The sequence below is a fragment of the uncultured Comamonas sp. genome, from assembly GCF_964277875.1.
GTDB lineage: Bacteria > Pseudomonadota > Gammaproteobacteria > Burkholderiales > Burkholderiaceae_C > Comamonas > Comamonas sediminis.
This window is the reverse complement of sequence record NZ_CAXYJV010000001.1, coordinates 102,653-115,115: the sequence shown is the minus strand read 5'-3', so window position 1 is coordinate 115,115 and position 12,463 is coordinate 102,653. Positions and strand designations below refer to the sequence as shown.

Sequence of the window (12,463 nt, the reverse complement as noted above, 5' to 3'; positions counted from 1 at the left end):
TATGCATACTTTGTCTAAATGGATAGGCGCTGCGTTGGCGGTGTCGCTGTTGGCAGCCTGTACTGACGAAGGCGATGACCTGCAGCAGTGGATGCAGCAGGAGCAGGCGAACACCCGGCCTTCGGTCAAGCCCATCACGGCGCCCAAGGAGTTTGTGCCTCAGGGCTATGTGGCCAGTACGACGCTCGACCCTTTCAGCAAGGAGCGTCTTGCTGCGTTGCTGGGTGGCAGTGCCAACGCGCCTGCGACCATCTCTGACGCCCTGGTCGCGCCTGAACGGGCGCGGCGCAAAGAGCAGCTCGAATCATTCCCGCTGGACACCATCTCCATGGTGGGTTTTTTGAAGAAGGGCGGACTGGATGTCGCCTTGGTCAAGGCTGATGGCTTGATCTACCAGGTCAGCAAGGGCATGTACCTGGGCCAGAACTACGGGAAGATAAAAAGCATCAGCGAAAGCGCGGTCACCCTGCGGGAGATTGTGCAAGATGGTGTGGGTGAATGGATAGAGAGAGATGCAGTGCTTGAGCTGCAGGAGGCCAAAAAATGAAGAAATTCAGCGTATTAATCCCTCTGATGGCCATGCTGCTGCCATCCTGGGCGCTGGCGCAGGGGCGTATCAACAAGGTGTCGACGCTGGTGCGGGATGGTGTCGAGCTGGTCAAGATCGAGACCGAAGGTGCGCCTCTGGTATTGCCCGAGACCTTCAGCATCCAGTCGCCTGCGCGCGTGGTGCTGGACCTGCCGGGTTTCAAAAGCGCCATGCCCAGTAACCGGGTGGAACTCAACCAGGGCAACCTGCGCTCGTTGAATGTTGTGGAAACGGACACCAAGGCCCGCGTGGTGCTGAATCTCAAGGAAAGCACCAGCTACAAGACCGAGATCAGCGGCAGCGATTTGCTGGTGTCACTGGAGCCTGCGGCGAAGGCTGTGCCCACCGCCGCGGCGCAAAACACGCAGTTTGCCGAAGACGGCAACAATTATTCGCAGCCACTGTCAGATCTGGATTTCCGCCGGGGGAGCGATGGTGCGGGTCGGCTGGTCATCACGTTGCCCAACAACAAGGTGGGCGTGAATATCTCCAAGCAAGGCGATGGACTGACGTTGGAGCTGCAGCACACCTTGTTGCCCGAGGCCCTGCGTCGCCGGCTGGATGTCGCCGACTTTGGTACGCCCGTCGGCATGATCTCTGCACGCCAGGCAGGCAGCACCGTGTTTGTGCAGCTGAAAAACGCGGGTGAATGGGAGCACAGCGCCTACCAGAGCGACAACCAGTTTGTCGTCGAAGTGCGCCAGCGCAAGAGCGATCCGAACAAGCTGGGCTCCTCGGGCACGTTCACGGGCGAGAAGCTCTCGCTGAGCTTCCAGAATATTGAAGTGCGGTCGCTGCTGCAAGTGATTGCCGATTTCACCAACTTCAATATCGTGACTTCGGACACCGTCAACGGCGCGCTGACCCTGCGTCTGAAGGATGTCCCCTGGGACCAGGCGCTGCAGATCATTCTCGATGCCAAGGGGCTGGGCATGCGCAAGTCCGGCACGGTGCTGTGGATCGCGCCCAAGGATGAGATTGATGAGCGCATCCAGAAAGACTTCGATGCCGTTGCCAAGCTGGAGGAGAAGGTCCCGCTGCAGACCCAGGCTTTCCAGCTCAACTACGCCAAGGCGACCGAACTGCTCAAGCAAATCACCACCAATTCAGGCAGCGGTGGTGGTACAGGCGGCACCCAAAGCCGCTTTCTGACGGCACGCGGTTCGGCCATCGCTGAGCCCCGTACCAACCAGTTGTTCGTGACCGACGTGCCCGCCAAGCTGGAGGAGCTGCGCCGCCTGCTGGTGACCCTGGACATTCCCGTGCGCCAGGTGCTGATCGAGGCGCGCATCGTCGAAGCCCGTGACACCTTTGGCCGTGCGCTGGGTGTGCGCCTGGGTGGCGGCGATATGCGTGCCGCTAACGGTGGTGATGGCGGCTACAGCATTGGAGGTGGCAACCGCGTGGGCTTTGGTACCAGCTATGACAATGCGGTGGGAACCACGGGCATGGGTGGTACCAACACCTCCAACGGCAGCTTTGTCAATCTGCCAGCAGTCCTGTCGACAGGTGGCGGCAGTGGCTCTTTTGCCCTGTCCATTTTCAACTCGGCTGCAAACCGATTTCTGGCGCTGGAGCTGTCGGCCATGGAGGCCGATGGCAAAGGCAAGATCGTCTCGAGCCCGCGGTTGATCACGGCTGACCAGACCAAGGCATTAATTGAGCAAGGTACGGAAATCCCCTACCAGAACTCGGCCCAGAATGGTGCGACCACGGTGGAATTCAAAAAAGCAGTGCTGAAGCTGGAAGTTGTGCCACAGATCACGCCAGAAGGCAGCATCATTCTTGACTTGGACGTGTCCAAGGATTCCCAAGGAGCGAATACCACGGCGGGCCCGGCGATCGACACCAAGCACATCAAGACCCAAGTATTGGTGGAAAATGGCGGCACTGTGGTGATTGGCGGTATTTTTGAGCTCTCAGAGACATCCACCACCAACAAGATTCCTTTGTTGGGGGATGTGCCAGTGCTGGGCAATCTGTTCAAGAGCAATGTTCGCGAATCGGAAAAGCGTGAAATGCTGGTGTTCATTACGCCAAAGATGATTTCAGACCGCGGTGAAATGCGTTAATTAAGATAGACAGGGAGAGTTATGAGAAATTTGTTGAAGCCCTTGGCGCTGGTGGCGCCGCTGTTGTTGGCAGCTTGTGGTGGCGGTGGTGGCAGCGGTGGTGAATCGCAGCAGCAGTACAGCATCAAGCTGACGTCTTCTAAAACGTCAGTTCCGGTGAATGTCGCGTCGTCCTTGCCGGGCTATCCTAATTCTGCGGACTATTACCCCTATATGTCCACGCTCTACATCCAAGCGAATGCAGGCAACAACCCTATTCCTAATCAGGAAGATGGCGCCTTTTCCTGCAATATTACCTCGGGGCTGGACTCCGGAGCGTTGTACTACCTGGATGGCAAGGACGAGCATTCTGTAGAGGTACCGTATGGAACGGAGAAGATCAAAGTGCCCGGTGCCTACCGCAATATCACGCTGGGCTCCAACGCCGGCGGTGCATCGTTCCACATCATCTCGCATGGCATCGCTGGCGATGTGACCGTGCAATGCAGCGTGACCGATCCGCGTGACAACAAGATCTATACTGACCGTGCCACTGTCAAAGTCGGTGGTGGCAGCACGGCGACTCCTGCAACCGTCGTCCTCGCGAAAGAGGCCGAGTATGTGGGATCGCGTGACAACGTGAATAACATTCCCAATAGCGTTGTGGTTCAGGCGACTCTCAAGAACGACAATGACCAGCCTGTGAGCAGTTCAGGCAATGCCAATCTGCAGATCAGCATCGTGCCGAATGCCGCATCGGATGGAGCTCGACTCTTTGCTGGTGGTCAGACCAACAGCGGTTCTATACAGATCAACACGGTCAATGGTATTGGCCAATTCTCGGTTGCCGCTGGTCCGGCGTCAGGTGTCTTGTTGCTTCGCTTAACAGTGGATCGCGCTGACAACGACCTCACCAATGGCATACAGCAGCCTATTACCCAGTACGCCGTGATTCCGGTGGTGCATGGGCTGGCCTCCAGTGCTTTGACCATTCCAGATTCGGAGCTGGCGCTGAGTGTGCAGAATGCCCAACCATACGCCCACGCTCTGGTTGCCGAAGGCGGTGTAGCACCGTTCTTGTGGTCCACCAGTTCTGCCCTGCCTACCGGTCTGAGCCTGAGTTCTAATGGTCTGATCTCTGGTACGCCGAATGTCCAAGGTCCTGGCGAATACTTGATTGTGCTGAATGTGCGCGATGCCAATGGCGTGGTGGTGAGCAAGAATCTGGTGCTGACCGTTGTGGGCAATCTGCCTGACAATCCAGTGGCCTTCACCATCAATGGTTGCACGGGGTCGACTGCCTCTCCTTGCCCAATTGCCTCAGTTGAAGTGGGAACCTCCTACACCTACACCTTCTCGGCCACTGGCGACAATGTGACCTGGGCGCTGGAAGGCGCACCGAGCTGGCTGCAAGTGGTGGGCCAAGGCTCCACCGGCCGTATCGCTTCGGGCGCTCCACTGACCTGTGCAGATGTGGCTACCTACCGCATGTTTGTGACTGCCAAGAACGCGACGAATTCGGTGAGCCGTGAGGTCACCTTCCGTGTGACCTCGACGGGGGATGCTTGCAAGCCCGCCGACGCTACGTGATAAAGCCTTCTCAGACCTTTCACCAGGTCTAGCCCCAAAAACCTCCGGCAACCCCGGAGGTTTTTTTATGCCCGCCATTGCCGCTATCATGTGCAGTCCGTTTTCAGGATGTAGCGCAATGGCACCTTCCGTGTGTTTGATTGGGCTGCCCGGCAGTGGTAAATCCACCATTGGCCGGCAGCTGGCACGCCTATGGGGTGTGGATTTTGTCGATTCCGACCATGTGATCGAGGCGCAGCTGGGCTGCACGATCAAGGAGTACTTCTCGGCCCAGGGCGAGCAGGCTTTCCGCGATGTCGAGGCCCAGGTGATTGCCGCATTGGCGACACGGGAGCGGGCCTGCATCCTGTCCACCGGTGGCGGTGCGGTGCTGCGGCCCGAGAACCGCACCGTGCTGCATGCCCACACAACGGTGTTCTACCTGCATTCCAGCCCCGAAGACATTGCCCGGCGCCTGCGCAACGATACTGGGCGCCCCTTGCTGCAAGGTGATGACACGCTCAAACGCCTCAAGGACCTGCTGGCCGAGCGCGCGCCGCTGTACGAAGAGACAGCGCACTACACGATCGACACCTTGCGCTGCGGCACGGGCCAGGTCATGCGCAAGGTCAGCATGCAGGCCGAGTTGGCGGGCCTGGTGCCGCAGCCGGGCGCCACTTTGGCAACTCCCCGATAATGGACGAGCGATATCCATACAACTTTCCGACGCAAACGCTGTGACCGACACTGTTCATATTGACCTGGGCGACCGCTCCTACCCCATCCTGATTGCTTCGGGCTTGCTTGCCCAGGCGGACACCTTTGCACACTGCCCCAAGGCGTCGCAGGCGCTGATCGTCAGCAACGACACAGTCGCGCCGCTTTACGCCCGCCAGTTGCAGGCCGCACTGGCGCCGCACTACCCCAAGGTGGAGCTGGTGGTGCTGCCCGATGGCGAAGCGCACAAGAACTGGACGACCCTGCAAGGCATTTTTGATGCACTGATGCACAACGGCGCCGACCGCAAGACGGTGCTGTTTGCACTGGGGGGCGGTGTGGTGGGTGATATGACCGGCTTTGCCGCTGCCAGCTTCATGCGCGGCGTGCCTTTTGTGCAGGTGCCCACCACCTTACTGTCGCAGGTGGATTCGTCTGTCGGCGGCAAGACCGGCATCAACCACCCGCTGGGCAAGAACATGATCGGCGCCTTCTACCAGCCCCAGCTGGTGGTGTGTGATCTCGACACCTTTGACACCTTGCCCGCGCGCGAGCTGAGCGCTGGCTTGGCCGAAGTCATCAAGTACGGCCCGATTGCGGACATGGCGTTCATGGACTGGCTGGAGGCCGAGATGCCTGCGCTGATGGCCGGCGACAAGCGGGCGCTGGGCCATGCCGTGCGCCGCAGCTGTGAGATCAAGGCCGATGTGGTCTCCAAGGACGAGCGCGAGGCAGACCTGCGCGCCATCCTGAACTTTGGCCACACCTTTGGCCATGCGATCGAAGCCGGCATGGGCTATGGCGTCTGGCTGCATGGCGAAGGCGTGGGGGCCGGCATGGTGATGGCCGCCGAGCTGTCCCAGCGTCTGGGTCTGGTCGATGCCGCCTTTGTGCAGCGCCTGCGTGCGCTGGTGGCCCGTGCCGGTTTGCCGGTGCGCGGTGCCATGTTGGATAGCCAGGACAATGCAGGCCGCTATCTGGAACTGATGCGCCACGACAAGAAATCCCAGGCCGGCGCGATCCGCTTTGTGCTGATCGATGGGCCGGGCAAGGCGGTAGTGCGCGAGGCGCCCGATGCGCTGGTGCGCGAAGTCATCGACCTGTGCTGCGCCGAGGCAGTGCAGGCCTGACCGGATGGACCGCCCCGCGCCGCTGATGCAGCCAGCCGAGCCCCAGCAAGTCTGGACCGAGCTGGGCCTGGCGCCTTATGCCTGCTTCTCCCACCGCAGCCAGGGCCGCCTGCATGCACAAGAGGCGGCGCCCACGCGCAGCGCTTTTCAGCGTGACCGCGACCGGATCGTGCATTCCACCGCTTTCCGCCGTCTGGTCTACAAAACCCAGGTTTTTTTGAACCACGAGGGCGACCTGTTCCGCACCCGCCTCACGCACTCGATCGAGGTGGCGCAGCTGGGCCGCTCGGTGGCGCGGGCACTGCGCATCAATGAAGACCTGACCGAGGCGATCTGCCTGGCCCATGACCTCGGCCACACGCCTTTTGGCCATGCGGGCCAGGATGTGCTCAATGACTGCATGCAGGACTTTGGCGGCTTTGAGCACAATATGCAGAGCCTGCGCGTGGTCGATACGCTCGAAGAGCGTTACCCCGACTACAGCGGGCTGAACCTGTGCTTTGAAACCCGGGAAGGGATTCTGAAACACTGCTCCGCCAAGCATGCGCGGCAGCTGGAGGCCCGCGAGCCGGGCGGCGTAGGCCAGCGTTTCCTGCTTGGCCAGCGGCCGGGTCTGGAAGCCCAGCTGGCCAATCTGGCCGATGAGATCGCCTACAACGCCCATGATGCCGACGACGGCGTGCGCTCCGGCCTGATCAGTCTGGAGCAGCTGATGGGCGTGCCGCTGTTTGCCCGCTATGCCCACGAGGCGCTGGCCGAGTACCCGCAGCTGCAGGAGCCGCGCTGGCAGCGCAAATGGCTGTACGAGGCCACGCGCCGCATGCTCAGCGAGCAGATCTACGACGTGATCCGCCACACCAGCGCCGGCCTGCAAACCGCGCAGCCAGCCGACGTGGATGCCGTGCGCCAGTTGCCCGCCCTCGTCGGTTTCAGCCGCACGATGGCGGCCGAGTCGGCCGAGCTCAAGCGCTTTTTGTTCAAAAACCTGTACCGCCATCCGCAGGTGGTGCAGACCACCGGCCAGGCCAAGGCCGTCGTGCGCGAGCTGTTTGACATTTATCTGGGCGACCCTGTGCAGATGAAGCCGCGCTTTGCCGCCCGTGCCGCCGGTCTGGATCGGGTCGCTTGCGCCCGGGTGGTGGCCGATTTCATCGCCGGCATGACGGACCGCTATGCACTGCGCGAGCATGAGCGCCTGACGGGCCAACGCGTCCTCGTTCCCTGAATACCGGGCTTCTGCGGGGGTGCCATGGCTTAGTGCAGGCACTGGCCAAGCCACCCTCGCTACAATGGAAGCCCCAGCGTCAGCCTCTGCCCGCCCTCGGCCCCGCGCCGCCATGGCGCCCAGCGCCCACCCCTCTGCTGGGTGAAGGCCCGCAGACAGCCCCCGCTGGCCACCTATAACTCCACCAGAAAGCCCCACGATGACCGATACCCGTGCTGCACCTGCGCCTGCAGATGAGGCCTTGCACCAGGTGGTGATGGCCGACACCGTGAACTGGCTGGAAAAAGCCGTCATCGGTCTGAACCTGTGCCCGTTTGCCAAGGGTGTGCATGTCAAGGACCAGATCCACTATGTGGTGAGCGATGCGCAGGATGCCGAAGCGGTGGCACACGACTTGCACCGCGAGCTCGAAGCGCTGGCCGAAGCCAATCCGGACAAGCGCGATACCACCTTGCTGATCCTCCCTTATGCGCTGCATGATTTTCTGGATTTCAATGATTTCCTCGAGATCGCCGACGACATGATCGAAGAGCTGGATCTGGGCGGCATCCTGCAGGTGGCCTCTTTTCACCCCTTGTTCCAGTTCGAGGGCACGACGGTCGATGACGTGACCAACTGCACGAATCGCTCGCCATACCCCATCTTGCACCTGCTGCGCGAAGAGAGCGTTGACAAGGCGGTCGAAGCCTTCCCCGAGGCGGATGCGATTTACGAAAAGAACATGGAGACGCTCGATGCGCTGGGCCTGGAAGGCTGGCTGGACCTGGGCGTGGGCCCGCGCTGCCCCTTCCCGCACCAGGATGCTGCCAGCGGCAAGACCAAGGAATGAAAACGATGAAAGCACCGCGCGCCGCAGGCCGTAGCACTACCAAGCCCGCCGCCCCCGATGTTGCCCAGCAGCTGGAGCTCAAGCCCGGACAGTCGATCGAGCTGCTCAAGGCGCTGCACATCCTCACGCGCGATGGCAAGCTGAACCAGGATTCGCGCCGCAAGCTCAAGCAGGTCTACCACCTCTACCAGTTCATCGAGCCGTTGCTGACCGAGCTGTCGGCGCAGGATCACCCGGTCAGCCTGGCCGACCATGGCGCCGGCAAGTCCTACCTGGGCTTCATCCTCTACGACCTGTTCTTCAAGAACCTGGGCCGTGGCCATATCTACGGCATCGAGACCCGTGCGCCGCTGGTCGAGGCCTCGCAGCAGCTGGCGGCTGATCTGGGTTTTGAGCGCATGTCGTTCCTGAACATGTCGGTCGCCGATTCCACCCGGACCGATGCGGTGCCCGAGCGCTTTGATGTGGTCACGGCGCTGCATGCCTGCGATACCGCCACCGATGACGCCATCGCCTTTGGTCTGGAAAAGCGGGCCCGTGCGATGGTGCTGGTGCCTTGCTGCCAGGCCGAAGTGGCGGCATGCCTGCGCCAGAACAAGGCCATGAACCTTGCGCGCACTCCCTTGGCAGAGCTGTGGCGCCACCCCATCCACACCCGTGAGATGGGCAGCCAGATCACCAATGTGCTGCGCTGCCTTTACCTGGAAAGCCAGGGCTACCAGGTCACCGTGACCGAACTGGTTGGCTGGGAACACAGCATGAAGAACGAGCTGATCCTCGCCAGGTACACCGGCCACAAAAAGCGTGCGGCGGCCGAGCGGCTGCAGCAACTGTTGGCGGAGTTCGGTCTGGAGCAGTCGCTGCAGCACCGCTACCGCTTGGAACCAGTCGCTGCCTGAGAAGGCCTTGCATGCGCCTATAGCGCACCAAGGTATCGCATTCGTGACGATGCGGTGACGTCATCGGATATTCATGGAGCCGTCATTTCCGCTTCCTAGACTGGGCCCTTCCCAACGGTGGTCCCACAATCAGGAGAGTCGAAGCGATGAGCAAATCCATTTCCGACAAAGTCGTCCGCAACACGGAAGGCAACACCCCATTCAGCACCATCCTGGAGACGCATATGTCGCGTCGCCTGGTGATGCGCGGCAGCCTGGGCTCGGCGCTGGCGCTGTTTGCCGGGGCCAGCATCTCCGCCTGCGGGGGCGGCAGCGATGGCGATGACGACCAGGGCGTCAAGCTGGGTTTTGCGTCGCTGCCCAACTCGATGACGGATGCCTGCGTGGTGCCCGCCGGCTATGTGGCCTCGGTCATCGGAGCCTGGGGCACGCCGCTCAACGACCAGGCAGCGCCCTGGAGCAATGAAGGCCGCAACAGCTCGCAGGACCTGTTGCACTCCACCGGCATGCACCATGACGGCATGCATTACTTCCCGCTCGCCGGCAGTTCCAGCGAAGGCCTGCTGGTGGTCAATCACGAATACATCGACGAGAAAGCCTTGCACCCGAACGGCCCCACCTCGGTGGACGGCAAGCGCCCGGCAGAAGAGGTGCGCAAAGAGGTCAATGCCCATGGCGTGGCCGTCATGCATGTGCGCAAGCAGGGCAGCCAGTGGGAGATCATCAAGAACTCGCGCTACAACCGCCGCTTCACCTCGGCCACGCCGATGAACCTGTCGGGCCCTGTGGCGGGCACGGACTGGGTCAAGACGCCGTTCTCCACGGCCGGCACCCAGGTGCGCGGCACCAACAACAACTGCGGCAACGGCACCACCCCGTGGGGCACCTACATCACTGCCGAAGAAAACTGGGCCGCCTGCTTTGTCAACACCGGTGAGGTGACTGCCGCCCAAAAGCGTGTCGGCGTGCAGACCAAGGCCGGCCGCTACCAGTGGGAGACGGCTGCGGGCGATGCGACCGAGCAGCAAGGCGAATTTGCCCGCTTCAACATCACCGCCAGCGGCGCTGATGGCCTGCAGGACTGGCGCAACGAGGTCAACGGTTTTGGCTACCTGGTCGAGATCGATCCGTATGACCCTGGCAGCACGGCCACCAAGCGCACGGCGATGGGCCGCTTTGCGCACGAAGGCGCGGCCTACGGCATCCCGGTGGCGGGCAAGCCGCTGGCCTTCTACAGCGGCGATGATTCGCGCTTTGAGTACATCTACCGCTTTGTGTCCGAAGCGCTGTGGGACCCCAAGGATGGTGCGCGCAGCGACCGCATTGCCGTGGGACACAAGTACCTGGACAAGGGCACCCTGTACGTCGCGCGCTTCGATGCCGACGGCAAGGGCGAGTGGCTGGCGCTGACCCCCGCCACCAAGGGCAAGGACGGCCGCAGCCTCGGCGAGGCCTTCGGCACTATCGATGCCATCCTGATCAATACGCGCGGTGCGGCAGATTTTGTGGGCGCCACGCCGATGGACCGCCCCGAGTGGACCGCCGTGCACCCCAGCAATGGCGATGTCTACCTGACCTTGACCAACAACACCAGCCGCAATGCCGAACGCGGCACCAACCCCGCCAACCCGCGCCTGAACAATGTCAACGGCCACATCGTGCGCTGGCACGACGATGCCGGTGCCAACACCTTCCGCTGGGACATCTTTGTCTTTGGCTCGGACGCCGCCTCCAACGCCGACACCAACCGCTCGGGCCTCACCGAGCTCAACCAGCTCGCCAGCCCCGATGGCATTGCGTTTGATGACCGTGGCATTCTGTGGATCCAGACCGACAACGGCATCGACGGTGGCCGCAACAACGCCGTCGCCAAGGCCACGAACGACCAGATGCTGGCCGTCGTGCCCGGTGCGCTGAAGGATGCCAAGGGCACGGGCCCGGTCATCAACGCCGCCAACCAGGCCGAGCTGCGCCGCTTCTTTGTCGGCCCGAACGAGGCCGAGATCACCGGCTTCGCCTATACCCCGGACCACACCAGCATCTTCCTCAACATCCAGCACCCGGTGAACTGGCCTGCCTATGGCACGGCCGACGCCACCCGCGCGCCCGATGGCAAGGTGCGCCCACGCTCGTCGACGGTGGTGATCCAGAAAGCGGACGGCGGCCCGATCGGCGTCTGATCCTCTAGCTGCGCTGCATAGAAAAAGCCGCCGGTCCTGGACTTCCAGGATCGGCGGCTTTGCTCTGTGCGCTTGGACGGATTAGCCTGCGGTCGCGCCCGAGGTTTTCACCACTTGCTTCCACTTCTCGTTTTCAGCGGCGATGAACTTGCCAAACTCCGCCTGGGACTCGGTCACCACTTCGCCGCCCTGGTCGCCGATCTTTTTGATCACGTCAGGCTTTTGCAACACCTTGATGATCGCAGCATGCAACTTGGCCTGCACATCGGCAGGCGTCTTCGTGGGGGCGAACAGGCCAAACCAGGAGGTGGCTTCGTAGCCGGGCACGCCTGCTTCGGCAACGGTTGGCACATCGGGCAGCTCGGGCGAGCGCTTGGCGGTGGTCACCGCCAGCGGGCGCAGCTTGCCCGAGCGCACATGCTGGATCGCAGAGGGCATGTTGTCGAACATGATCGCAATCTGGTTGCCCAGCAGGTCGGTCACGGCCGGTGCGCTGCCCTTGTAGGGGATGTGGATCATGTCGACCTTGGCCATCATCTTGAACAGCTCACCCGACAGGTGGATGGAGCTGCCGCTGCCCGAGGAGCCAAAGTTCACCTGGCCGGGATGGGCCTGGGCGTAGCTGATCAGTTCCTTGACGTTCTTGAAAGGCTGCGCCGGGTTGGCCACCAGCAGGTTGGGCACATTGGCCACGCGGGTCAGCGGTGCAAAGTCCTTGTTGGGGCTGAAGGGCATCTTCTTGTAGAGCCATTCATTGATCGCGTGGGTGCCCACGGTGCCCATGAAGATGGTGTAGCCGTCGGCCGGCGCACGTGCGGCGAACTGGCCGCCGATATTGCCACCGGCACCGGCGCGGTTGTCGATGATCACCGGCTGGCCCAGCTCCTCGCCCAGCGACTGGCCGACGATGCGGGCCAGGATGTCGGTGGTGCCACCAGCCACGAAAGGCACGACCATCGTGATGGGCTTGTTCGGGAAGGCCTCGGCCGCAAAAGCGGCAGGCACCAGGGCGGCGCCCAGGCTGGCAGCGGCGATGGCTTGCAGCACGGTGCGGCGGGCGTTGAAACGGGTGGTGTTCATGGGTATCTCCAAAGCAAAGTGAAAAAGGCTGCCACTTGTTTTGTCAGTGCTTGTTGGGTCTCGCGTGACAGCCGGAGGAAGGGAAGGTCTGGCGTGTTGTTCTGAGCCGCTAACACGGCCCAGCAAACCGCAGGTTTGCGATTGAGGCTTGGCGCCCCCGACGAGGCGTCAAGCCGCAGGCATTACAGGCGTAA

At 62.0% G+C, this 12,463-nt stretch carries 10 protein-coding genes; 9 read left to right on the top strand and 1 reads right to left on the bottom strand.

All coding sequences use genetic code 11. From position 1 onward, the window contains the following. The first annotated feature begins 1 nt into the window (after position 1). From ACHWUQ_RS00520 to ACHWUQ_RS00480, 9 genes are all read left to right on the top strand, one after another. Positions 2-547, top strand: coding sequence for a pilus assembly protein PilP (locus tag ACHWUQ_RS00520; RefSeq protein WP_239810729.1), 546 nt, complete (start codon positions 2-4; stop codon positions 545-547). Next, on the top strand, positions 544-2,661 hold the full coding sequence (gene pilQ, locus ACHWUQ_RS00515) for a type IV pilus secretin PilQ (protein WP_239810730.1): 2,118 nt from the start codon (positions 544-546) through the stop codon (positions 2,659-2,661). Before ACHWUQ_RS00520 ends, pilQ begins: the two co-directional genes overlap by 4 nt. A gap of 21 nt (positions 2,662-2,682) precedes the next feature. After that, positions 2,683-4,230, top strand: coding sequence for an Ig domain-containing protein (locus ACHWUQ_RS00510; protein ID WP_312529341.1), 1,548 nt, complete (start codon positions 2,683-2,685; stop codon positions 4,228-4,230). Between the two features lie 118 nt (positions 4,231-4,348). Then, complete coding sequence (locus ACHWUQ_RS00505) at positions 4,349-4,906, top strand: shikimate kinase (protein ID WP_239810732.1); 558 nt, start codon at positions 4,349-4,351, stop codon at positions 4,904-4,906. A 40-nt stretch (positions 4,907-4,946) separates the two neighbouring features. Continuing rightward, positions 4,947-6,056 (top strand): 3-dehydroquinate synthase, encoded by a 1,110-nt coding sequence (gene aroB / locus ACHWUQ_RS00500; protein ID WP_394680036.1) that lies wholly within the window; start codon positions 4,947-4,949, stop codon positions 6,054-6,056. A 25-nt stretch (positions 6,057-6,081) separates the two neighbouring features. Next, positions 6,082-7,281 (top strand): deoxyguanosinetriphosphate triphosphohydrolase, encoded by a 1,200-nt coding sequence (locus tag ACHWUQ_RS00495; protein WP_394680081.1) that lies wholly within the window; start codon positions 6,082-6,084, stop codon positions 7,279-7,281. Between the two features lie 199 nt (positions 7,282-7,480). After that, the gene (locus tag ACHWUQ_RS00490; protein ID WP_394680035.1) at positions 7,481-8,110 is read left to right on the top strand and encodes a DUF1415 domain-containing protein; all 630 of its coding nucleotides are present in this window, start codon (positions 7,481-7,483) and stop codon (positions 8,108-8,110) included. 5 nt (positions 8,111-8,115) lie between these two features. Further along, positions 8,116-9,009 carry a class I SAM-dependent methyltransferase gene (locus ACHWUQ_RS00485; RefSeq protein WP_394680034.1) on the top strand — a complete coding sequence of 298 codons (894 nt, stop codon included), beginning with the start codon at positions 8,116-8,118 and terminating at the stop codon, positions 9,007-9,009. A gap of 146 nt (positions 9,010-9,155) precedes the next feature. Next, positions 9,156-11,189 carry a PhoX family protein gene (locus ACHWUQ_RS00480; protein ID WP_394680033.1) on the top strand — a complete coding sequence of 678 codons (2,034 nt, stop codon included), beginning with the start codon at positions 9,156-9,158 and terminating at the stop codon, positions 11,187-11,189. 81 nt (positions 11,190-11,270) lie between these two features. Here the strand turns inward: ACHWUQ_RS00480 and ACHWUQ_RS00475 are convergent, their stop codons facing one another. Continuing rightward, positions 11,271-12,269: a Bug family tripartite tricarboxylate transporter substrate binding protein gene (locus tag ACHWUQ_RS00475; protein WP_369460412.1), complete on the bottom strand. Its 999-nt coding sequence runs from the start codon at positions 12,267-12,269 to the stop codon at positions 11,271-11,273. Positions 12,270-12,463: the final 194 nt, after the last annotated feature.

What these genes read in the sequence shown, in the direction of transcription:
- ACHWUQ_RS00520 (WP_239810729.1), top strand. Translation starts at nt 2, where the DNA reads ATGCATACTTTGTCTAAATGGATAGGCGCTGCGTTGGCGGTGTCGCTG.
- pilQ (WP_239810730.1), top strand. Translation starts at nt 544, where the DNA reads ATGAAGAAATTCAGCGTATTAATCCCTCTGATGGCCATGCTGCTGCCA.
- ACHWUQ_RS00510 (WP_312529341.1), top strand. Translation starts at nt 2,683, where the DNA reads ATGAGAAATTTGTTGAAGCCCTTGGCGCTGGTGGCGCCGCTGTTGTTG.
- ACHWUQ_RS00505 (WP_239810732.1), top strand. Translation starts at nt 4,349, where the DNA reads ATGGCACCTTCCGTGTGTTTGATTGGGCTGCCCGGCAGTGGTAAATCC.
- ACHWUQ_RS00495 (WP_394680081.1), top strand. Translation starts at nt 6,082, where the DNA reads ATGCAGCCAGCCGAGCCCCAGCAAGTCTGGACCGAGCTGGGCCTGGCG.
- ACHWUQ_RS00490 (WP_394680035.1), top strand. Translation starts at nt 7,481, where the DNA reads ATGACCGATACCCGTGCTGCACCTGCGCCTGCAGATGAGGCCTTGCAC.
- ACHWUQ_RS00485 (WP_394680034.1), top strand. Translation starts at nt 8,116, where the DNA reads ATGAAAGCACCGCGCGCCGCAGGCCGTAGCACTACCAAGCCCGCCGCC.
- ACHWUQ_RS00480 (WP_394680033.1), top strand. Translation starts at nt 9,156, where the DNA reads ATGAGCAAATCCATTTCCGACAAAGTCGTCCGCAACACGGAAGGCAAC.
- ACHWUQ_RS00475 (WP_369460412.1), bottom strand. Translation starts at nt 12,269, where the DNA reads ATGAACACCACCCGTTTCAACGCCCGCCGCACCGTGCTGCAAGCCATC.